Genomic DNA, 22,114 nt, shown 5'->3' on the forward strand with positions numbered 1-22,114 from the left:
CGCAGGTCGCTCCCGCACGGCCGTGCGAAAGTGGTAGGCAGCGAAGGGAGCGCGGACGTGCTGATGGACAAGGTGGCGGAGATTCTCGCCGAGGCTTCGGCCGAGGCGGTGGAGCCGCGTTTCCGCGCGCTGACGGCCGGCGAGGTGATGGAGAAGGCCCCCGGAGAGATCGTGACGATCGCCGACCGGGAGGCCGAGGCGATCATCGAACGGCGGCTGCGCGAGCTCCTGCCCGTCCCCGTGGTCGGCGAGGAGGCCGTCGCCGCCGACCCCTCCCTCGCCCGCGCCCTGCACTCCGAGCCCGCGGTCTGGCTGGTGGACCCCGTCGACGGCACCTCCAACTTCGTCGCGGGCCGCCCCGACTACGCCGTCATGTGCTCCCTCGTCCGCTCCGGCCGGACCGTCGCCTCCTGGATCTGGCAGCCCTCCACCGCCACCTCCTACCGGGCCGAACTGGGCGCCGGCGCCTGGCGCGACGACGCCCGCCTGACCCGCGAACCGGCCCCCCACGACGCCGCCAAGCTGCGCGGCGTCGTGAAGAGCCGTTTCCTCGAACCCGACCACCGCCGCCGCCTCGAAACCAACGCCGCCGTCTTCGGCGAGCTCTCCCCCGGCCGCAACTCTGCGGGCATCGAGTACCCCGACGTCGCCGACGGCCACACCGACTTCGTCTTCTACTGGCGCACCCTCCCCTGGGACCACGCCCCCGGAAGCCTGCTCGTCGCCGAGGCCGGCGGCGTCGCCGCCCGCATGGACGGCAGCACCTACCGCCCCGAGGCCCCCGACTGCGAGGACGGCCTGCTGATCGCCTCCGACCCGGAGACCTGGGAGCTGGCCCGCGGCGTCCTCATGGCCGACTGAGCCCCGGCATCCCCCCACCGGCCACCCCCTCCGTAGGCCCCTCCCTGCCAGCCAACCTCCCCACCAGCCACGCGCGGTCACCGGCCACGCGCAGCTACCGAAGGCAGGTCACCACACCACGGGCAGCCGCTCCGGCAGCCGCTTGATGAACCCCGGCCGCCACGCCAACTGCTCGACCGGAAGGGCCAGCCGCAGGGCGGGCAGCCGCTCGACGAGCGCCGTGATCGCGATCTCGGCGTGCACGCGGCCGAGTGCCGAGGCCGGGCAGAAGTGACGGCCCGCGCCGAACGCGAGGTGCGGGTTGCTCGTCCGGTCGAAGTCGATCCGCTCCGGGTCCGGGAAGACCGCCGGATCGTAGTTGGCGCCCTCGACCAGGACGAGCACCAGCTCGCCCGCCCGCACCAGCACGTCCCCCACCTGCACGTCGTCGAGCGCGAGGCGCGGCAGGGCGTCGCCGATCGACAGGTTGACCCGCAGCAGTTCGTCCACCGCGGCTCCGACCAGCGCCGGTTCGGCCCGCAGCCGGTCGGCGAGTGCGGGCTGCTCGCACAGGTAGACGATCGCGTTGAGCAGGAAGGACGACGTCGAGACGGCGCCCGCGCCGAAGAGCGACAGCGCGACGGTGGCGAGCAGTTCGTCGCTGACGCGGTCCGAGACGTCCGGGGAGCGGCGCAGTTCGGCGAAGCGTCCGAGCAGGCCCTCCGTCGGCTCCGGGTCCGCGTTGAGCCGCCCGACCATGTAGCCGAGGTCCTTGTACCAGTTGGGGGTCGCGCCCGCGAACGGCTTCGGGCTGGTGATGAAGGCGACGTCGATGCCGGCCATCAGCCGTCGCCAGTCGTCGGTGGGGATGCCGAGCAGGCGGCAGTGCAGGGCGGCGGAGTAGGGCTCGGTGAAGCCGTCCCGGAGTTCGCCGGGGGCGCCCTGGGCGACGAGGTCGTCGATCAGCCGGTGGGCCTCGGCCCGGAGCCAGCCGTCGAGTTCGCGGTCGGCGCGCGGGGAGAGCGTCTTCATGACGGCGTTGCGCAGCCCGGCGCTGTTGATGTTGCCCATGTTGTTGACCACCTCGGGCGGGATGGTCAACGCGTACTGGCGCGGGACGCCGGGGTTGGCCGTGTCCTTGAGGCTGAACCGCTCGTCCTCCAGCACCTGCTTGGCGAGCGCGTAGTTGCTGATCAGCCAGGCCGGATCGCCGGTCAGGGTACGGACCTCGGCGATCGGCCGCTCCTCGCGCAGCACGGCCGCCTCGGCCGGGAAGACGTCGCCCCGGCGCGGGAGCGGGAATTCGACGTAGGGGCACGTGCCGTCCTGCGGTGCGCCGTTCGAGGTGGCGGGCTCGGTGGTCACCGGGTCGGTGACGGTCATGGGTGTGGCTCCTCGGTGAGTTGGTTCGAGCGGCTTGGGGTGGTCGGTCAGGCGGCACGCGCGGGCAGCGCGGGCTCGGCTCCGCGCGAGGCCTGGGGCGCGACGTCGGACGCGGCGTCGGACGCGGCGTCGGACGCGACGCCGGTTCGCGTCGCGGCCGGGCGGATCACGGCGTAACCCTGGCCGGGCACGGCGCGCAGGCCCTCGTCCCGGCCGAACAGGACGGGGGTGAGCGGGAGTTGCATGTGATAGCAGGTGACGGAAGAGGACACGCCCAGCAGGGCCGGCGTGTCCAGGAAGAACGGCAACTCGGCGGCGATGTAGTGAATCCCGGCGGCGAGTTGGGGCTCGCTGGGCGCGAGGCCCTCGTCCAGTCGGGCCGCCAGGAAGCCGCGGGCCATGCCCTCGGTGGCGTCACGGAAGACCCGGTCGGTGTGGAGGGCGTCGGCTATCTGCCCGCGCAGTCGCCGGTACGCGGGGTCGCCGGCGAAGGAGGAGAGGGCGTGCACCCGGACGTCGTCCCGTCGCCCGGCCTCCTCGACCCCGCGCTCGATCCGCCGGGCCGTCGCCTTGACCTCCTTGAGGGCGCGGCGGGCCGCGTGTTCGGGGGTGTAGCCGAAGGACTCGAACTGGGCGCTGACGTGCAGGTCGGCGTAGACGATGTCGGTCCTTTCGAAGAACTGACGGCCCCACCCGAGGAGTTCGGTGATCCGGCGGTGGCTGAAATAGCTGTTGCCCGGACTGACTCCGATGAGCAGGTGCTCTCCGCGGCGCCAGATCTCACGGCACCGGGACGAGTACGGAAGTGCCTCGTACGCGGCCGGGAATCCGGCCGGGAACCCACCGGCACCGGTGGTTATCGGGGCTTCGTCCAGAAGGGATTCACGCATGCCTTGCCTCCGCTTCACAGCGATCGTCACAGGACCGATTTCAGGGGGGAATTACCGCGATTCACAGAAGTGCACGGCGGGTAGGCGGAGTTCACCCCGAGGTGTGGGCGGACTCGTCGCAGTGGAGGATGCGCGCCTGGTCAGGCGGCCTGACCCGAGATGCCGTGTGCGCATGGTGGGGCGGCGACCACCCGAAGTTACCGCCGCCGTTCGGGATCTCGGCAAGCCCTGCACAGGGGTTGGCGAAATGTGATCAGCGGTCGGCCGGAATCAGCCTGTACAGCCATCTGAAGGGTGTCCACGAAGATATGGCGGAGGCCGCCGAATATCGCCCCGACAGCCTCTCACACCAGTGTGGCTTCCTCCAACGTCGCGGCGGGAAAAAGGATTTGTTTTGGATTCGCCGCCCCCTCGACGCCACCGCACGGACCGGCCTGGGCGAGGATGCCGCGGCGGCCGAGCCCGTCGGACTCGTCGGCCCCGTCGAACTCGGCCCGTCGAACCGGCCGATCCGGCCGAACCGGCCGAGTCCGTCGGACCCGGACCGTCCGCCCTAGTCGGCCCGCTCCCCGGCGACCTTTCGGCCTGCCTTGACCACCTCGCGCAGCAGCGCGCCGACCTCACCCGGCGTGGTGTGCGGGTTGAGGAGCGTCAGCTTCAGCCGGACCCTCCCGGCCCCCTCCCCCGGCAGTTCGGTGCGCCCGACCACGGCCCGTCCGGTGCGCAGCAGCAACCGGCGGAGCTGCCCGTTGAGTTCGTCGACCGCCTCGCCGTCCGTGATGCCGCGCGGGCGGAAACGGAACAGGACGGTGGTGAGGACGGGCTCGCCGTGGAGTTCCAGGGACGGTTCGGCGCGGACGACCTCGGCGGCGGTGCGGGCGAGGTCGTGGCAGGCGTCGACGAGCCGGCCGAGCCCGGCGCGGCCGAGGGTGCGCAGCGTGACGGCGATCTTGAACGCGTCGGCCCGGCGGGTGGTGCGCAGCGAGCGGCCGAGGAGGCTGGGGTAGCCGGCGTGTTCGTCGTCGACGGGGTTGAGGTACTCGGCGCGGCGGGCGAGGGAGACGTAGGTCTCGGCGCGGCGGACCAGGAAGACGCCGGCGGCCGCGGGTTGCCAGCCGAGCTTGTGCCAGTCGAGGGAGACGGAGTCGGCGCGGGCGATGCCGTCGAGGAGCGGGGCGAGGCGGTCGGAGAGGAGGGCGCCGCCGCCGTACGCGGCGTCGACGTGCAGCCAGGAGCCGTAGCGCGCGGCGAGGTCGGCGGCGGTGTGCAGGGGGTCGATCGCGCCGGTGTCGGTGGTGCCGGCGGTGGCGACGATGGCGATCGGGGTGTGGCCGGCCCAGGTGGTCTCGGCCAGGTGGCGTTCCAACGCCTCCGGATCCATGCGGAGTTGGCGGTCCACGGGGACGGCGACGACGGACCGTTCGCCGAGGCCGAGCAGGGCGGCGGCACGCTGGACGGAGAAGTGGGCGGCCTGGGAGGCGATGATGCGCGGGCTGGCGCCGGCCGGGATGCCGTCCAACTCGATGATTCCGTCGAGTCGTTGGTCGCGGGCCAGCATGAGGCCCATGAGGTTGGACTCGGTGCCGCCGGAGGTGAGGACGCCGGCCGCGCGGGCGGGGTCGTAGCCGACGAGGGCGGCGAGTTCGGCGAGGATCGCGGTTTCGAGGGCGGTGGCGGCGGGGGCCTGGTCCCAGGAGTCCTGGGAGGGGTTGAGGGCGCTGACGGCGAGGTCGGCGGCGGCCGCGACGGCGAGCGGCGGGCAGTGCAGGTGGGCGGCACAGGCGGGGTCGGCCGGGTCGGCGGCGCCGTAGGCGAGGAGTTCGGTGAGGCGGGCGAGGGCGCCGCGGCCGTGGGCGCCGGCGAGGCCGTCGGCGACGAGGGCGGTGATCTCGGCGGGGCTTCCGGCGGGCAGCGGTCCGGCGCGCAGGCCGGTGCCGGTGTCGAGGGCGTCGAGGACGGTGGCGAGCAGGGGGCCGAGCGCGCCCGGTCCGCCGGCGCCGCCCGCGAGGGCGTCCAACGGGGTTGCCGTGCCGGGAAGTTCGTGGTCGGGCTCGGCTGCGGGCGCGTCGTCGCGCTGCGCCCCGCGCTCGGGCTCGGGCTCGCACCCGCTCTCGTCCCCCGGCTCCCGGTCGTGCGCGGGCCCGGAACCGGCTCCCGCGCCGCCGGTCACCTGCCCTCCCGCGCGCCCGCGGCGGACGATGGCGCCGAACTCACCGAGGCGATCGCGTCGGCGAGCCGGTCGAACACGGCGGCGGCCTGTTCGTCCGTCATGGTGAGCGGCGGGAGGAGCCGCAGGACGGCGTCGTGGCGCCCGCCGAGTTCGACGATCAGGCCGCGTTCCAGGCAGGCCTCGCGGACCCGGACGGCGAACGCCGGGTCCGCGGGACGGGCACCGCAGGCGTCGGGTTCGGCCGCGGAGTCGACGAGTTCGACGCCGAGCATCAGGCCGCGCCCGCGGACGTCGCCGATGGCGGGCAGTTCGGTGGCGAGGTCGCGCAGCCGCGCCGTGAGCCGGTCGCCGACGACGGCGGCCCGTTCGGCGAGGCCGTGGGCGGCGACGTAGCGGAGGGTGGCGGCGCCGGCGGCCATGGCGAGGGTGTTGCCGCGGAAGGTGCCGGTGTGGGCGCCGGGCCGCCACCCGTCGTAGTCCTCGCGGTAGACGACGACGGCGAGCGGGAGGCTGCCGCCGATGGCCTTGGAGAGCACCATGGCGTCCGGGACGACGCCGCTGTGCTCGACGGCCCACATCCGCCCGGTGCGGCCGACACCGGTCTGCACCTCGTCGACGATCAGCGGGATGCCGCGCTCAGCGGTGATGCGGCGCATCGCGCGCAGCCAGCCGTCGGGGGCGGGCACGACGCCGCCCTCGCCCTGGACGGCCTCCAGGACCATGGCGGCGGGGGTGGTGACGCCGCCGGACGGGTCGTCCAGTAGCCGTTGGACGTAGGTGGCCGAAAGGTCGGCGCCCGCGTCGCCGCCGACGCCGAACGGGCAGCGGTAGCCGTACGGGTAGGGCAGCCGCACGACGTCCCCGCCGCTCGGCAGGGGCTCCTTGACGGCGGTGTTGCCGGTGAGGGCGAGGGCGCCGGCGGTCATGCCGTGGTAGGCGCCGGTGAAGGCGAGGGCGCCGGCGCGGCCGGTGGCGGTCTGCATCAGCTTGAGCGCGGCCTCGACGGCGTCCGTCCCGGCGGGGCCGCAGAAGTGCACCCGGGCGCGGGCGGCGAACTCCGGGGGCAGGCTCTCGAAGAGGGCGGTGGTGAAGTCGTCCTTCTCGGCGGTGGCGAGGTCGAGCAGGTGCAGCGGCGCGCCGCTGTCGAGGGTGCGGCGGATCGCCTCCAGCACCACCGGGTGGTTGTGCCCGAGGGCGAGCGTCCCGGCGCCGGAGAGGCAGTCGAGGTAGCGCCGCCCGTCCGCGCCCTCGACGGTCATGCCGTTCGCCCGGACGGGGACGATCGGGAACGAGCGGGCGTACGTCCGGGCGGAGGACTCGCGGACGCGCTGGCGGCGCAGGACGGCCTCGCCGGGCGCCTGGGCGGGAATGGCGGCGAGCGACAAGACGAACCCCCAGAAGAAGTTAGGTAAGCCTAACTTTATCGCCTCTGGCCTGGCCGGGCGCACCCGGGGCACCCGGAACCACCCGACCGGGTGAACCCCCCGCCCTCCCCAACGAGCGCCCAGGGCGAACGGTCACGGCCGCGCGGCGGAAATTCTTTCCCGGGGTCGCGTCACCCGGATTTTCAGGCGGCTCCACACGCGCCAAGGCCGTCGGGGCCTCCCGACCTGTCAGGAGCTCCGGAACGTCACGCGCGGCGCCCGGCCGGCCCTTCCCCCGCCTTCCAGCGGTAGCAGAGCTCCGGGCGCCCGACGTTCCCGTACTGCGGCTCGCGCACGGCGAGCCCGATGTCGACGAGGTGTTCGAGGTAGCGGCGCGCGGTGATCCGCGAGACCCCCGCGGCGGCGCCCGCCGCGGCGGCCGACAGCCCGGTCGCGGTCTCGCGCAGGACGCCCGCGACGGTGTCGAGGGTCGGCGCGCTGAGGCCCTTGGGCAGGGCGGTCCGCTCGGGCGTGCGGAGCAGGGCGAGCGCCTGGTCGACCTCGTCCTGGCCGGTCGCCTCGCCGGTGCGGCCGAGGCTGTCGCGGTAGCGGGCGTAGCGTTCGAGGCGGTCGTGCAGGGCGGCGGCGCTGAACGGTTTCAGCAGGTACTGGACGACCCCCGCCGAGACCGCCTGCCGGACCATGGCGAGGTCGCGGGCCGAGGTCACCGCGATGATGTCGGTGGTGTGGCCGGCGGCGCGCAGCGTGCGGAGGAGCTGGAGGCCGTGGCCGTCGGGGAGGTAGAGGTCGAGCAGGGTGAGGCCGACGGGCGTCCCGGCGGCGCGGGCGCGTTCAAGGAAGCGCAGCGCGTCGGCGCAGCTGTGCACGGTGCCGACGGCGCGGAAGCCGGGTTCGCGCTCGACGTAGAGGGTGTGCGCGGCGGCGGCGACGGGGTCGTCCTCGACGATCAGCACCGGGATGCCGGCGGCGGGGGCGGGGGCGGCGGCCCCAGGGGCGCCCGGAGGCCCGAAGCCGGTGGTCACGCGACCACCTCCGCGGGTCTCTCCGCAGCCCCCGAGCCGCCGGGCTCGGCCGCGCCGCCCGCCTTCCCCGCGAGGGGCAGTCGGACCGTGAGCACCGCGCCGCGCTCGCGACCCACCTCGACCGTGCCGCCGTTGCGCCGGGCGGCCTGCGCGACGAGTGCCAGTCCGAGGCCGTGGCCGTGGCCGTCCTGCTTGGTGCTCCAGCCGCGCCGGAACACGTCCTCGACGGCGGCCGGGTCGATGCCCGCCCCGGTGTCGGCGACGCGCAGCACCAGGTGGTCGTCCGCGTCGTCGATCCTCGCCGTGACGGTGACCTCCGGCGGGACGGGGCTGTCGGCGGCGCCGGCGATCGCGGCGTCCACGGCGTTGTCGATCAGATTGCCGAGGACGGTGATGAGGTCGCGGGCGGAGAGGCCGGGCGGCAGGACGCCGTCGTCGATGCGGCTGTCCTCGGCGAGGGTCAGTTCCACACCGCGCTCGGCCGCCTGGGCGGCCTTGCCGAGCAGCAGCGCGGCCAGGACGGGCTCGCTGACGGCGGCGACGACCCGGTCCGTGAGCTGCTGGGCGAGGGCGAGTTCGGCGGTCGCGAACTCCACCGCCTGCTCGTGGCGCCCGAGTTCGATGAGCGAGACGACGGCGTGCAGCCGGTTGGCGGCCTCGTGCGCCTGCGCGCCCAGTGCCTCGGTGAAGCCGCGCACGGAGTCCAATTCGCCGCTGAGCGACTGCAGTTCGGTGTGGTCGCGGAGGGTGACGACGCGGCCGAGGCCGGTACCGATGGTGGAGGTGTTGAGCACGACGACCCGTTCGGCGGTCAGGTGCACCTCGTCGCGCACCGGCCCGTCGCCCAGCACGGCCGCGACGAGCGCCTCCGGCAGACCGAGCCCGGCGACCGGCCGCCCCTCCACCGTCCCTTCCAGGCCCAGGAGTTCACGAGCGGCGTCGTTGCACAGCACCACGCGGTGCGCGCGGTCGAGCAGGACCAGGCCCTCACGCACCGAGTGCAGGGTCGCCTGGTGGTACTCGTAGAGGTGGCTGAGTTCGGCCGGCCCCATGCCGTGGGTGTGCCTGCGCAGACGGGAGTTGGCGAGGTAGGTACCGGCCGCGCCGACCGCGAGGGCGGCAACCGCGACCCCGACCAGCGCCAGCAGCGGGCCGGTCAGCTGCTCGGAGATGCTCTCCAGCGTGATGCCCGCGCTCACGAGGGCGATCACCCGGTGCCGCTCGTCCAGGACGGGCGTGACCACCCGCACCGACGGGCCGAGCGTGCCGGTGTACGTCTCACTGCGGGTCTGCCCGGCGAGCGCCCAGTCGATGTGGCCCAGGTAGCGCTTGCCGATCTGCTCCGGCAAGGGGTGGGTCCAGCGCACGCCGTCGGTGTTCATGACGGTGATGAACGAGACCCCGGTGTCGACGCGGACCTGCTCGGCGTACGGCTGGAGGACCGCGGTCGGGTCGGGCCCGGTGACGGCGGCGCGAACGGTCGGCGAGTCGGCGACCGCGTGGGCGACGGCGGTCACCTCGCGGCGGGCCGCCTCCTCGGTGCGGTCGGCGGTGAACAGGTACGCGAGCACGGCGCCGCCCGCCACCACGGCCGCCACGATGACGACCTGGACGGCGAACAACTGTCCGGCCAGACTGCGGACCAGGCGGCGCGGGTCCGGGAACAGCCGGCGCGGCGCGGGGAGCAGCCGGCGCGGCGCGGTGGCGGTGGGGGTGCGCACGGACATGCCTGCCAGTGTGCACCACGGGTCGCGGCGCATTGCGGTCGTGAACTCTATGAACGCAAACGTGACCTCCGTCACTCCCGGGCCCGATAGTCGGATCGGCCGACCACCCGGGGCCGCCAGGACTGCAGGGCGAAGGAGCCGCAGATGTCGATCGCTGGAGCAGGAAAGCCGTCGGGGGGCAGACGCGAAGAGGAGCCGGACGTTCGCCGCGCAGCGGAGGGGGCCGCGCAGCCCCCCGCCGCCAAGCGGGACCGCACCCACTACCTCTACCTGGCCGTCATCGCGGCCGTGGTCGCCGGCGTGGTGGTCGGTCTGGCCGCCCCGGGGTTCGCGGTCGAGCTGAAGCCGATCGGAACAGGCTTCGTCAACCTGATCAAGATGATGATCAGCCCGGTCATCTTCTGCACCATCGTGCTCGGCATCGGCTCGGTCACCAAGGCCGCCAAGGTCGGCAAGGTCGGCGGACTGGCCATCGGCTACTTCCTCGCCATGTCGACGGTCGCCCTCGCGATCGGCCTCGTGGTCGGCAACCTCCTGGAGCCCGGCAGCGGCCTGCACCTGACCGCCGCCCTGGCCAAGTCGGGCCACGCGCAGGCGGCGGCCGGCGGCGCGCAGTCCACCGCGGACTTCCTGCTCGGCATGATCCCGAACACCCTGGTCTCCTCCCTCACCGAGGGCAAGGTGCTGCAGACCCTGCTCGTCGCGCTGCTCGTCGGCTTCGCCCTGCAGGCGATGGGGCCGGGCGGCGCCCCGGTGCTGCGAGGCGTCGAGCACGTCCAGCGGCTGGTGTTCCGGGTGATGGCGATGATCATGTGGGTCGCGCCGATCGGCGCCTTCGGCGCCATGGCGGGCGTGGTCGGGGCGACCGGCACGGCGGCACTCAAGAGCCTCGCCGTCATCATGATCGGCTTCTACGTCACCTGCGCCCTGTTCGTCGTGGTGGTGCTCGGCGCGCTGCTGCGGATGGTCGCCGGGGTCAACGTGTTCGCGCTGCTGCGCTACCTCGGCCGTGAGTTCCTGCTGATCCTGTCCACCTCCTCGTCCGAGAGCGCGCTGCCGCGCCTCATCGCCAAGATGGAGCACCTGGGCGTCAGCCGCCCGGTCGTCGGCATCACCGTGCCGACCGGCTACAGCTTCAACCTCGACGGCACCGCGATCTACCTCACCATGGCGTCGATCTTCATCTCCGAGGCGATGGACAAGCCGATGGCGATCGGCGAGCAGTTGTCGCTGCTGGTGTTCATGGTGATCGCCAGCAAGGGCGCGGCCGGGGTCACCGGGGCCGGGCTCGCCACGCTGGCCGGCGGGCTGCAGTCGCACAAGCCCGCGCTGGTGGACGGGGTCGGGCTGATCGTCGGCATCGACCGGTTCATGTCCGAGGCCCGGGCGCTGACCAACTTCGCGGGCAACGCGGTCGCCACCGTCCTGATCGGGCGCTGGACGGGCGAGTTCGACGCGGAGCGGGCGCGCCGGGTGCTCGCGGGCGAGCTGCCGTTCGACGAGCGGACGCTGATCGACACGCACAGCGGGCAGGACGCGGCGCCGACGGCCGTGAGCCCGACTCCGGCGCCCGAGGGCGTCCCGGTGAAGAGCGGCGCCACGGCGGCCGCCTGACAGCCCCGCCCCCGACCCCCCGGCCCGGCGTCGCTGGACCAACCCCCGGAACGGCGCCGGGCCGGGATTGCCGCCGAGGGCTGAACGGCGGCAACCGACAGCTGACAGATGACAGATTTCAACATCTGTCATCTGTCAGCTGTTCGCTGTTCGCCGTCCCCGCCCTCGCCGCCCCCAGCCACCTGTCGTCACAGCTCTTCGGACCCGCTGACCGCCCACGCGAGCCCGCACGCCGGATCCTCCAGGACCAGGTGCAGATGCCGTAGACCGTCCCCCGGCTCGCACCACGTGAAGCACCGCATCCGGGCCACCAGCGCGTTCACCTCGCCCCGGTCAGGACCGTCCGCCCCCGCCATCGCCCCCAGCACCCGCCACAACGCGAGCCGCCCGTGCGCCGCACCCCGCGCCGGATCGACCGCCCCCGCCTGCACCAGCGCGGGCACGGCCAGCGCGAAGGGCAGGTAGCCGCCCGTCACCAGCGCACTGCGGGCCAGATGAGCGGCGGCCTGCGGGGCGGGGCCGCGCACGCAGGCCACTTCCGCCCAGTCCACGAGCTCGGCGAGCACCCGGGTGGCCCGTTGTCCGCGCAGCCGCTGCCCGGGGTCGGGCAGGGCCATCGGTCCGAGGCCCTCCCGACTGGCCGGCAGCGTCAGCACCGCGCTGCGCGCACCCCCTCCGGGCAGGTAGTCACGGACCCGCACCCCCTCACCCCACCCCGCCGCCTCCCACGGCTCCAGCATCAGCGGCACGCCCTCCGGATCGGGCTCGGCACCGTAGGACAGGTCCTCGCCGATCAGCACCCGCGTGTGAGCGACCAGCCGCCGCACGCGCGCCGGAACGAGCAACGGCGCCAGCCGCAGCCACGAGTGCCGGGTCGCCAGCACCTCCCACAGCGGCCCCGCGTCATGGTCGCCCGGACCGGCCACGGCCCCCGGCCCGCCGTCCCGGTCGAACAGCCGCACGGCCACCTCCGGTGGCGCCGCGTAGGCGATCAGATGGCCCAGCGGCGCGGCCTCCGCCGCCCCGAAGAGCTCGCCGCAGCGCGCCACCGCCGCCGCCCGGGCCCGCCGGTAGACGGCCAGCAGTTCGGGCCAGCGGCCCTCGTCGGCCAGGGCGCGCAGACGGCGCTCCTCGTACGTGATCACGATTTTCAGCGTACGGGCCGGGATGCCGCATCAGCTGACTTGCTGTCAGTTCGGTGCGTCGGAAGAGCCCGCGCACCACCCCCGCAGTCACCCTCACCTCCCCTTCCACCACGACCGGCGCCCCGGCGGCCACCCTCGCCCACCGCCGCCCGCTCGCGCTCCACGACGGCGCGCAGCCGCACGTGGGCGCGGCGCCGGGTGACCGCCAGCGTGCTGCGGTGCAGTCCGAGGAGCTCCGCGACCTCGTCGACGCTGTAGCCGTCGAGGTCCACGAGGACCACCACCCGGGCCTGCTTGGCGGTCAGGCAGCGCAGCAGCCGGACCACCTCCCATCGCGCCTGGAGCTCGGCCGACCCGCCACCCGGCGGGTCGGCCGCCGCGCGCTCGCGCTCCCGCTCCACCGGCCCTGACACCGCCACCCGGCGCCGCTCCCGCCGCCACTGGTCGCGCAGGATGTTCGCCATCGTCGTGACCACGTAGGCGTACGGCTGCGGGTGGCCGAGGAACCGCTCCGGGCGCCGGGCGATCCGCAAGTACGCGTCGTGGACGATGTCGCCCGCCGCGAACGGACTCCCTGCGAGCGAGGCGGCCGCCCGGTGGAGCCTCGGCAGCATTTCCGTGAACACCCGGTTGAAATCGGTCGGTTCGCCGCCCGGATCACGTCCGCCGGCCCCTCGATCGGTCAATTCCGCCATGCCGCTCTCCCCGGAAATCGGCACCCGAACACCCCGCTGGAACCACCCAACAAGGCACATGCATGTGACTCGGCTCACATCATAGTTCGTCGTCTCACGATACGCGCTCAATCGTGTGCAATGCGTCACCATCCGTACGGAGAACGGGAATTCGCCGCAGAGCACCGGTCCGGGCCGGCGTCCCAGGCGTTCCCGGACTCCGGACGGTCTGGACACTCCGCCCGATTTGAACGACCGAGCGAGGAGAACCACCCATGCCGGGTCGCATCGCCAGGAAGATCACCACGTTCGGGGCCGCGGCCACCGCCGCCCTCGGCATCCTCGGGACGACCACCCTGCCCGCCGCCGCCGAACCCGCTGCCGACCAGACCATCACCGCCACCCCGAACGCCGCCACCGACGCCGCCACCGCCTCCTACCACTGCGTCATCACGGCCAACTACGGCTGGCGCTGGGAGGGCAAGTGCAACGTCTACTCGGGCGAACTGCGGACCATCACCTACTGCGCCAACGGCACGTCCAGCACCGGCCTGTGGATCGGCGCGCGCCCCGCCGCGTGGGACGTCTGGGGCAACTGCCCGAACTCGACCTGGACCCGCGTGCTGTTCCAGAGCCGGGGCTGATCCCCGGAGCCCGGACCCGAGCACAGGTGCCGCCCAACCGGGCGGCACCACCCGGCCGCGCGCCCGCCGCATCCGCGTGCGGGCGCCCTGAGGTCGCCTGGTCGGTGCCGTCTCGAATGGGTCGGATGTGCGCCATGGGGCGCCGGACCACAGCGAATGGCGAACAGCCTTCAGCGAACAGATGACAGATGTTGAAATCTGTCATCTGTTATCTGTTCGCCGACCCCGCCCCTGCCACCCCTCACCCCATCACCGCGGCATCACCCGGATCCGCATCGGGCTCGCCGTCCGCAGCGTGATCCCCTGGGCGAGCGCCACCCGGTGGTCGACCACCTCCAGGTCGAAGTCCCGCAGCAGCACGCCCAGGGCCAGCACCGCCTCCAGCATCGAGAAGTGCTGCCCGATGCACGCCCGCGGACCGCCCCCGAACGGGAACCACGCGTACCGGTGCCGCCCCTTCTCCCGCTCCGGCAGGAAGCGGTCCGGGTCGAAGCGGTCCGGCTCCTCCCAGTGATCGGGGTGCCGGTGGGTGACCCACGGCACCACGAGCACCTGCGAGCCCCCCGGCAGGACGTGCCCGCCGATGACCGTCTCCTCCACCGAGCGCCGCCCGATCAGCGAAGCCGCCGGGTAGAGGCGCATCGCCTCCTTCAACACCCGCGTGATGTACGGAAGTTCCTCCAGGTCGGCAGCCGTCGGTGTCCGACCGCCGAGCACCTTCTCCGCCTCCTCCTGCGCGAGCCGCCGCTGCTCCGGGTGGCCGGCGAGCAGGTGCAGCGCGAAGGCGAGCGAGGTCGCCGTCGTCTCGTGGCCGGCGAGCAGGAACACCAGGACCTGGTCCCGGAGTTCGTCCCGGTCGAGCCGCTCGCCGTCCTCGCCGCGCGCCTGCTCCAGCAGCGTCAGCAGGTCGTCCGCGTCGGGGTCGGCGCCGCGGACCCCCCGGTCGGCGATGATCCGGTCGCAGACCGCGTACAGGTCCCGCTGCGCCCCGACGCCCCGGCGGTTGCCCGGGGTCGGCCAGTGGCGCGGCAGGCGGATCGGGGCGACACCCCGGTCCTGGACGTAGGCACCGAGGACCGGGAAGCTGCGGTGCACGACCTCGACCGCCTCCTCCACGTCCGCGCCGAACAGGATCCGCGACACCGTGCGCAGCGCGAACCGCGACATCTCGTCCGCCGCGTCCACGACGCCGTCCGGCACCGCGCGCCAGCGGGCCGTGAGGGCCCGGGACTCCAGTGCGATCGCGTTCGCGTAGCCGTCCACCCGACGGCGGGTGAACAGCGGCTGGACGAGGCGGCGCTGGCGCTGGTAGTCGCCGTCCTGGCTGGTGAGCAGGCCGTTGCCGACGCTGGTCCGCAGCTCGTCGTAGAAGGCGTTCTCCTTGCGGAAGTTGGCGGCCTCGCCGCCGAGCACCTGCTGGGCGCCCTCGGGGGAGAACACCGCGTAGAGGTCCGCGCCGAGGCCGATCGGCCCGACGTGGAAGCGGACCAGGTCGCCGTAGTCACGCCGGGCGTCGCGCAGGGTGCGCAGCGGGCGGCGGCCGATGTCGAGTCCGGAGCCTATGAGGGGCAGGCCGGGCGGTCCGGGTATCGAGCGGGTGGGGGCGGCAGGTGCGGGGGCGGCGATGGTCATCGGGTCTCCTTCTCCACGGCGCCCCAACAACCTAACTGAGCGGTAATCACCGGCGGAAGGGTGCACGGAGAGGGCGGACGTCCTTGCGAACGCGCCCTACCGAAGGCGCCCTACCGAGCACGCCCTTGCGAACGCGCCCTTCGGAACGCGGCCGACTCAACGCACCGCCCGCTCTCCCGAGCGAACCGGCCGACTGCCGACTGCGACTGCCGACCCACCACGTGCCTGCCCCCACGCCTACTCGTACTCGGTGCCGCCCTTGCGGGTCAGGTAGGCGTCGCCGACCACCTTGGCGATCGCCCGGCTCCCGAGCCGCAGGCTCCAGCGCTCGGTCACCGGCCGGATCACCACGCCCTCGCGCACGTGCAGTTCGCGTCCGGAGACGGTCTCCTTGCCCTGGGCGAGCTCCAGCACCGTGTCGGGGTCGAACGGTCCGCGCCACAGCTCGGGCACCAGCGGCAGCTGTCCGTCGAGCAGGTCGGCCGCGGACAGCCAGCACAGTTGCCCGTCGACGACGGCGGAGACGTCGAACGCGGCGTAGCCGGGCAGGTCGCTCCGGCCGGAGGCGCCGTACGTCAGGTCCTGGACGCCGGCGCCGAAGACCTCGCCGAAGATGCCGACGCGCTCGGCGCCGAGCCGCTCGGCCAGCCGGGCGGCCACGTCCGGTATGCCGTGGGCGCGCACCGCGCGCCAGTAGAGGTTGCGCTCGTCCTCGGCCAGGGCGAGTCCCTGAGCGCCGATGCCCTTGGACGACACGTGTAGCTCGCCGGTCGCCGCGGTATAGGTGACGAGGCAGCAGCTGCCGTGCAGCTTCTCGGTGAGCACGACGGGTTCGCCGGGCTCGAAGACGTCCGGGTAGCGCTTGAGGTTCTCGATGTCCACCCAGGGCAGGAGGTCGGGCGCGCTGACGACGTCGCCGCTCATCGAGGTGGGCACCGGCGGCTGCCACTTGACGATCCCGAGGGCGCCCGCGAAGTCCTCGCCGCGCTCCGCCGCGGCGGCCAGGTCGGTGCCGGCGAGCGAGGCGGGGCGGCAGACGATGCCCTGCGACAGTTCGCCGCGCAGCCGGACGGCCTTCACGCGGTCCGCCTTGCCTCCGGCCAGCTTGCCCGTCAGGCCCAGTTCGGCGATCAGTTCCTCGGGGAGCACGGACTGTTCGGGGATGTAGACGGCGTAGTCGCCGGTCCGGTACACGCCCTTCGCGACCACCGCCCGGTAGAGACCGACCTGCGCGAGCTCGAGGGCGTCGGCATTCGGGTGTTCCAGGACGACCAGCTTCTCGGCGGTGACACGCAGCGTGGACATGGACGGGCTCCTCCCCGTGGTTCTCGGTGCACCCGGCCGGCCGGTCGGATGCGGACCGCCCCCACTCTGGCGGCTCGAACCGTTCACGCGCGACGGAATTTCAGCACGCCCCCGCCGAAGCCCCCGCCCTGCGCCCGACGCCCAACGCCCGACGCCCGACGCCCCCGCGGTGCGCTCGCCACACCCCGTTGCCCCACACCCCCGCCACACACCCCCGCCACACACCCCCGCCGCACCCGGTCCGTGACCGCACCACCCTCACGAGCCCCAGGACCACCCCGGGTAACCCCAGGGCTACTCCAGCGCCACCGTCCGTGCACGTTTGAGCCTTCCCACAGGTGGGCAGGCACCCTCGCCGCGCCCTGCCTGTGCAATGCGACAGGCGATTTTCCCCTCGCATTCGCGGCACTATGATCACCGTAACGGCCGCACCTGCGGCCTCATCCCCGCGCCCCTTCCGGCGCGCGCCGAGGAAGGGAAGCACCGATGGGCTCCCGCACGACCACCACCCGCAGACTCGCCGTCGCCGCCGCCGCGGCCCTCGCTCTCAGCCTCGGGGCCACCGCGTGCGGCAGCGACGGCGGCAAGTCCTCGGCCGGCGCGACGACCCCGGCCGCGTCCGCGGGCTCGGCGGCGGCCGGCGGCGCCGCGTCCGCGGGCTCCGTCCCGAAGGCCTCCGGCGACATCACCGTCTTCGCCGCCGCCTCGCTCAAGGAGACCTTCACCGAGCTCGGCAAGAAGTTCGAGGCCGCGAACCCGGGCGCCAAGGTCAAGTTCAACTTCGGCGGCAGCTCCAGCCTCGCCACCAGCATCAACTCCGGCGCCCCCGCGGACGTGTTCGCCGCCGCCAGCCCGGCCACCATGAAGACCGTGACGGACGCGGGCGGCGCGAGCGGCACGCCCACGACCTTCGTCAAGAACACGCTCACCATCGCCGTGCCCAAGGGCAACCCCAAGCACATCACCGGGCTGAAGGACCTCACCGCCTCCGGAGTGAAGGTCGCGCTGTGCGCGAAGGAGGTGCCGTGCGGCGCCGCCGCCCTGACGGCGCTGCAGGCCGCCGGCCTCAACCTGACCCCGGTCACCCTCGAACAGGACGTCAAGGGCGCGCTCACCAAGGTCGAGCTCGGCGAGGTCGACGCCTCCCTGGTCTACCGGACCGACGTGCAGGCCGACGGCGGCAAGATCGACGGCGTGGACTTCCCCGAGGCCGCCAAGGCCGTGAACGACTACCCGATCGCCACCCTGGCCAAGGCCCCGAACAAGGACGGCGCCGCCGCGTTCGTCGCCTACGTCCAGTCCCCCGAGGGCAAGCTGGCGCTGACCACGGCGGGCTTCCAGACACCGTGAGCGGCCGCGACAACGGCACCGGGAGGGCGGGCGTCGGCCCCGGGGACACCCCCGCCGACGCCCGCACCGCCACCGCTCGACCCACCACCGCCACCCGACCCACCACCCCGCCCACCACCCCGCCCGCCGCGCCACCCGACGCCAAAGCGCCGCGCCGCCGCCGGCACGGATCGCGCGTCCCGGTCACGCTGCTGCTCCCCGCGCTGCTCGGGCTGGCGTTCCTGGTCCTCCCGCTCGTCGGCCTGCTGGTCCGCGCCCCGTGGAGTGCCCTCTCCGAGGAGCTGACCAGCACCGCCGTCTGGGACGCCCTGCGGCTGTCCCTCATCTGCGCGACGCTCGCCACCGCGGTGTCCCTGGTCCTCGGCGTCCCGCTGGCGTGGCTGCTGGCCCGCACCGAACTGCCCGGCCGGCGGGTCATCCGGGCGCTGGTCACGCTGCCGCTGGTGCTGCCGCCGGTGGTCGGCGGGGTGGCACTGCTGCTGGTCCTCGGGCGGCGCGGCATCGTCGGCTCGTGGCTGGACTCGGCGTTCGGCATCACCCTGCCCTTCACCACCACCGGCGTCGTGATCGCCGAGGCGTTCGTCGCGATGCCGTTCCTGGTGATCAGCGTCGAGGGCGCGCTGCGCGCCGCCGACCCGCGCTACGAAGAGGCCGCGGCGACCCTGGGCGCGTCCCGGCTGACGGCCTTCCGCCGCGTCACACTGCCGCTGATCGCCCCCGGCATCGCCGCGGGGGCCGTACTCGCGTGGGCCCGGGCGCTCGGCGAGTTCGGCGCGACGATCACGTTCGCGGGCAACTTCCCGGGGAAGACCCAGACCATGCCGCTGGCCGTCTACCTCGCCATGGAGTCCGACCCGGAGGCGGCGATCGCGCTGTCCCTCGTGCTGCTCGCGGTCTCGGTCGCCGTCCTGGTCGGTCTGCGGGACCGGTGGATGTCCACCACCCCGTGATCGCCCGCTCCTCCGCCCCCTCCCCCGCTCCCTCCTCCACCCCCGCTCCCTCCCCCGCCCCGTGGACGCCGCCCGGATGAACCCAGGACCCGTGAACCCCGCAGACCCGAACCCGGCCTCCGGCCGACCCGAACCCGGCCGTCCCGACCCCACGGGCCCGGCGCCCGCCCTCGACGCCCGGCTCCGGATCGAGCGGGCCGCGTTCACGCTCGACCTGGCACTGACCGCCGCGCCCGGCGAGGTGGTCGCGCTGCTCGGACCGAACGGCGCCGGCAAGTCCACCGCGCTGCGCGCCCTCGCCGGGCTGCTCCCGCTCAGCGGCGGCCACCTGCGCCTGGACGGCGCCCTGCTGGCGGACCCCGCGCGCCACGTCCACACCCCCGCCGAGGAGCGCCCGGTCGGTGTGGTGTTCCAGGACTACCTGCTCTTCCCGCACCTCAGCGCCCTCGACAACGTCGCCTTCGGCCCGCGCTGCCAGGGCCGTCCCAAGCGCGAGGCCCGCGCCGAGGCGGCCGTCTGGCTGGAGCGGATGGGCCTGGGCGACCAGTGCGCCTCCCGTCCCGGCGGCCTCTCCGGCGGGCAGGCGCAGCGGGTGGCCCTCGCCCGGGCGCTGGCGGTGCGTCCGCGGCTGCTCCTGCTGGACGAGCCGCTGGCCGCCCTGGACGCCCGCACCCGGCTCGACGTGCGCTCCCAACTCCGGCGCCACCTCGCCGAGTTCGAGGCGGTGGCGGTGCTGGTGACGCACGACCCGCTGGACGCCATGGTCCTGGCGGACCGGCTGGTGGTGATCGAGGGCGGCCGGGAGGTGCAGTCCGGCACCCCGGCGGAGATCGCCCGGCGCCCGCGCACCGACTACATCGCCCGCCTGGTCGGCCTCAACCTCTACCAGGGGCGGGCGGACGGGCGGCGGGTCGAGCTGGTGGACGGCACGGTGCTCGCTACCACCGAGGAGCTGTCCGGTCCGGCGTTCGTCGCGTTCCCGCCGTCCGCGGTCACGCTGCACCGGGAGCGACCGGACTCCAGCGCGCGCAATGTGTGGGAGGCCAAGGTCGTCGGGCTCGACCTGCACGGCGACCAGGTTCGCGCCGACCTGACCGGCGAGCTGCCGATGGCGGCGGACCTCACCCCGGCGGCGGTGGCGGAGCTCGACCTGGCGCCCGGCACGACGGTGTGGGCGTCGGTGAAGGCCGCCCAGACGCACGCCTACCCGGCCTGATCCCGGCCCCGGCTCCTGCTCGTATTCCAGCTCCGGCGGGTTCTACTCCGACGGCTCGACGAACCCCGATTCGTACGCCGCGATGACCGCTTGTGTGCGGTCGCGCGCGCCGAGCTTCGCGAGGACGGCGCTGACGTGCGTCTTGACGGTCTGCACGCCGAGGAAGAGCCGGTCGGCGATCTCGCCGTTGCTGAGGCCTCGGGCGACCAGCCGCAGCACCTGCGCCTCGCGCTCGGTCAGGGCCGCCCTCGCCATCGTGTCGCGGGCGGCCGGATTGCCGTGACCGGAGGCGAGGCGGCGGATCACGGCCGGGAAGAGCAGCGACTCTCCCGCCGCCACGAGCCGTACGGCGTGGACGATTTCGGCCGGACGCGAGCGCTTCAGCAGGAATCCGTCCGCGCCCGCGCGCAGGGCCTGGTAGACGTAGTCGTCGTTCTCGAACGTGGTGACGACGAGGATCTTCGGCGTCCGTTCCTCCGGGCCTCCCGGGTGACCCGCATGCGCCACCGTCCGGGGCCGGACGAGCTCACGGGTCGCGGCCAGGCCGTCCAGGACGGGCATCCGGACGTCCATCAGCACGATGTCCGGCCGCAGCGCGCGGGCGAGCGCCACCGCCTCTGCGCCGTCGGCCGCTTCGCCGACCACCCGTAGGTCGCCCTGTGCTTCCAGGACGGCCCGCAGGCCGGCCCGGACGAGTTCCTCGTCGTCGGCGAGCACGATGTCGACGGTCCCGGTGACGCGCCCGTTGTTGATCATCACGACCCCAAGCGTAGGGGCAGCCGGACGACGAGCCGCCATTCACCGGGGCCGGGGCCGTCGCCCCCGTCGCCCCCCTTGCCCGGTCCCGCCGCCCCCGCCACCCCCGCCGGTCCCGCCGCCCCGGCCGAGCCCGCCACCCCTGCCGCCCCGGCCGTGGCCTGGCCTCCGAGCAGGACGGCCCGTTCGCGGATCCCGCGCAGCCCCTTTCCGCCGCGTCCGGCCGCCGCGGGGCCCCTCACCCATGTACCGCTCCGCAGCGGGTTGGCGCAGCTCAGCTCCAACTGGCCGTCCCGGACGGCGATCCGGACGGTCACCGGCTCGCCCGGCGCATACTTGAGCGCATTGGTCAGCCCTTCCTGGACGATCCGGTAGGACTCGCGGGACAGCACTCCGGGCAGGGCGCCGGCCGGCACGTCGATCAACGCGTCGACCGGGTTCCCCGCTGCCCGCGCGGTGTCGAAGAGGGACGGCAGTTGCTCGACACCCGGATTCTCGGTGGCCGTCCGCTCCGGGGCCTCGCGCAACAGGACGAGCGTCCGTTCGAGGTCGTCCATGGCCCTGCGGCCGGTCTCCTCGATGACTTCGAGCGCATTGGCGACGAACGCCGGATCTCCGACCTCGCGCGCGGCACCGGCCTGAAGGACCGTCACCGTCAGTGCGTGGCCGATCGAGTCGTGCAGTTCGCGGGCCAACCGGTTGCGCTCCAGCAGGCGTTCCGCCCTCAGCTCGGCCTCCACCAGACGCTCCGCCGGCGATGGGCTCAACAACCTTACTGCCATGGCCAGTTGAAGCCTTCCGATCCAGACGACCAGCCAGCCGAACCCGAGGAGCAGCATCGGCGCGGCCAGCGGACCCCAGAACTGGCCCCGCGCGTGGGGAAGTCGGAGCCCGCCTAGGGTGGAGTCGGAGCCGGTCAGCAGCGCGTAGACGGCGGCGAGCGCGGCCACCGACGCGAACCCCACCACCGTGCCGAGCGCGACGCGCCCGATCAGCCAGGCGGCCGTGCGCCACCGATCGGCCCAGGTGCGGGACGGTTCGGTGGCGATGTCCTCTTCACGGTCGGGCACCAGCAGCAGCCGGGCCTGGACGCCCTCCGCTCGCCGCATCGCGGGCACCAGCGCGACGAGCGCCAGGAGGGCGGCGTCCAGCGCGACGCTCTGCATCAGGATCTCGGCGAGGCCCTTGCGGTACGTCCCGGGGTAGATCATCAAGACGACGCCCGCGAAGACCCACCCGATCAGCAGGTGCAGCCAGCGCGCGTACGTGGCGCCCGCGAGCAGTGGCGCTATGAACCTCGGCATTGCGCCATCCTGCCAGGTCAGCACCCTGGTTGGCGCCCCTCGCCGGTGCACCTGCGTCTCCCTCCCGAGAGGGAGACGGCTCCCCTCCCCGGCGGGATCCGCCGGGG

18 protein-coding genes are annotated in these 22,114 nt (G+C 73.8%); 6 read left to right on the plus strand and 12 right to left on the minus strand.

What is annotated here, in order from left to right:
• Positions 1-63: 63 nt before the first annotated feature.
• A complete protein-coding gene (locus tag PUR71_RS32060) occupies positions 64-861 on the plus strand; it encodes an inositol monophosphatase family protein (protein ID WP_329930886.1) in 798 nt (265 codons plus the stop codon).
• Positions 862-969: 108 nt separating this feature from the next.
• Here PUR71_RS32060 and PUR71_RS32065 read toward each other — a convergent pair whose 3' ends face one another.
• The 6 genes from PUR71_RS32065 to PUR71_RS32090 form a co-directional block, all read right to left on the minus strand.
• Positions 970-2,223: a cytochrome P450 gene (locus PUR71_RS32065; protein ID WP_329930681.1), complete on the minus strand. Its 1,254-nt coding sequence runs from the start codon at positions 2,221-2,223 to the stop codon at positions 970-972.
• A gap of 47 nt (positions 2,224-2,270) precedes the next feature.
• Positions 2,271-3,113 (minus strand): tRNA-dependent cyclodipeptide synthase, encoded by an 843-nt coding sequence (locus PUR71_RS32070; protein ID WP_329930682.1) that lies wholly within the window; start codon positions 3,111-3,113, stop codon positions 2,271-2,273.
• Positions 3,114-3,666: 553 nt separating this feature from the next.
• Positions 3,667-5,130, minus strand: coding sequence for a pyridoxal phosphate-dependent decarboxylase family protein (locus PUR71_RS32075; RefSeq protein WP_329930887.1), 1,464 nt, complete (start codon positions 5,128-5,130; stop codon positions 3,667-3,669).
• Positions 5,131-5,279: 149 nt separating this feature from the next.
• A complete protein-coding gene (locus PUR71_RS32080; RefSeq protein ID WP_329930683.1) occupies positions 5,280-6,668 on the minus strand; it encodes a diaminobutyrate--2-oxoglutarate transaminase family protein in 1,389 nt (462 codons plus the stop codon).
• A 245-nt stretch (positions 6,669-6,913) separates the two neighbouring features.
• The gene (locus PUR71_RS32085; protein WP_329930888.1) at positions 6,914-7,627 is read right to left on the minus strand and encodes a response regulator; all 714 of its coding nucleotides are present in this window, start codon (positions 7,625-7,627) and stop codon (positions 6,914-6,916) included.
• A gap of 59 nt (positions 7,628-7,686) precedes the next feature.
• The gene (locus PUR71_RS32090; RefSeq protein ID WP_329930684.1) at positions 7,687-9,417 is read right to left on the minus strand and encodes a sensor histidine kinase; all 1,731 of its coding nucleotides are present in this window, start codon (positions 9,415-9,417) and stop codon (positions 7,687-7,689) included.
• A gap of 144 nt (positions 9,418-9,561) precedes the next feature.
• Here PUR71_RS32090 and PUR71_RS32095 point away from each other — a divergent pair, with 144 nt between their 5' ends.
• Positions 9,562-11,031 carry a cation:dicarboxylate symporter family transporter gene (locus tag PUR71_RS32095; RefSeq protein WP_329930685.1) on the plus strand — a complete coding sequence of 490 codons (1,470 nt, stop codon included), beginning with the start codon at positions 9,562-9,564 and terminating at the stop codon, positions 11,029-11,031.
• Positions 11,032-11,219: 188 nt separating this feature from the next.
• Here PUR71_RS32095 and PUR71_RS32100 read toward each other — a convergent pair whose 3' ends face one another.
• Both PUR71_RS32100 and PUR71_RS32105 read right to left on the minus strand, forming a co-directional pair.
• Entirely contained in the window at positions 11,220-12,176 is a 957-nt protein-coding gene (locus tag PUR71_RS32100; protein WP_329930686.1) for a hypothetical protein, read from the minus strand.
• Between the two features lie 5 nt (positions 12,177-12,181).
• On the minus strand, positions 12,182-13,003 hold the full coding sequence (locus PUR71_RS32105; RefSeq protein WP_329930889.1) for an RNA polymerase sigma factor: 822 nt from the start codon (positions 13,001-13,003) through the stop codon (positions 12,182-12,184).
• Between the two features lie 122 nt (positions 13,004-13,125).
• On the opposite strand from PUR71_RS32105, the gene PUR71_RS32110 reads away from it, so the two are divergent.
• On the plus strand, positions 13,126-13,494 hold the full coding sequence (locus PUR71_RS32110; protein ID WP_329930687.1) for a hypothetical protein: 369 nt from the start codon (positions 13,126-13,128) through the stop codon (positions 13,492-13,494).
• A 249-nt stretch (positions 13,495-13,743) separates the two neighbouring features.
• On the opposite strand, the gene PUR71_RS32115 is transcribed toward PUR71_RS32110, so the two are convergent.
• Positions 13,744-15,126, minus strand: a complete 1,383-nt coding sequence (locus PUR71_RS32115) for a cytochrome P450 (RefSeq protein ID WP_329930688.1) — start codon at positions 15,124-15,126, stop codon at positions 13,744-13,746.
• Positions 15,127-15,363: 237 nt separating this feature from the next.
• Positions 15,364-16,431 carry an RNA ligase (ATP) gene (locus PUR71_RS32120; RefSeq protein ID WP_329930689.1) on the minus strand — a complete coding sequence of 356 codons (1,068 nt, stop codon included), beginning with the start codon at positions 16,429-16,431 and terminating at the stop codon, positions 15,364-15,366.
• 486 nt (positions 16,432-16,917) lie between these two features.
• Here PUR71_RS32120 and modA point away from each other — a divergent pair, with 486 nt between their 5' ends.
• The 3 genes from modA to PUR71_RS32135 all read left to right on the plus strand — a co-directional run bounded on the left by modA (position 16,918) and on the right by PUR71_RS32135 (position 19,947).
• Positions 16,918-17,781 carry a molybdate ABC transporter substrate-binding protein gene (gene modA, locus PUR71_RS32125; RefSeq protein WP_329930690.1) on the plus strand — a complete coding sequence of 288 codons (864 nt, stop codon included), beginning with the start codon at positions 16,918-16,920 and terminating at the stop codon, positions 17,779-17,781.
• The gene (locus PUR71_RS32130; protein WP_329930691.1) at positions 17,778-18,731 is read left to right on the plus strand and encodes an ABC transporter permease; all 954 of its coding nucleotides are present in this window, start codon (positions 17,778-17,780) and stop codon (positions 18,729-18,731) included. The genes modA and PUR71_RS32130 overlap by 4 nt, the downstream gene beginning before the upstream one ends.
• Before the next feature lie 91 nt (positions 18,732-18,822).
• The gene (locus tag PUR71_RS32135; protein WP_329930692.1) at positions 18,823-19,947 is read left to right on the plus strand and encodes an ABC transporter ATP-binding protein; all 1,125 of its coding nucleotides are present in this window, start codon (positions 18,823-18,825) and stop codon (positions 19,945-19,947) included.
• A 42-nt stretch (positions 19,948-19,989) separates the two neighbouring features.
• On the opposite strand, the gene PUR71_RS32140 is transcribed toward PUR71_RS32135, so the two are convergent.
• Together PUR71_RS32140 and PUR71_RS32145 are read right to left on the minus strand one after the other, a co-directional pair.
• The gene (locus PUR71_RS32140) at positions 19,990-20,703 is read right to left on the minus strand and encodes a response regulator transcription factor (RefSeq protein WP_329930890.1); all 714 of its coding nucleotides are present in this window, start codon (positions 20,701-20,703) and stop codon (positions 19,990-19,992) included.
• Entirely contained in the window at positions 20,703-22,007 is a 1,305-nt protein-coding gene (locus PUR71_RS32145) for a sensor histidine kinase (protein WP_329930693.1), read from the minus strand. The genes PUR71_RS32140 and PUR71_RS32145 overlap by 1 nt, the downstream gene beginning before the upstream one ends.
• Positions 22,008-22,114 lie beyond the last annotated feature (107 nt).

Source organism: Streptomyces sp. SP17BM10 (genome assembly GCF_036322405.1).
Lineage (GTDB): Bacteria > Actinomycetota > Actinomycetes > Streptomycetales > Streptomycetaceae > Kitasatospora.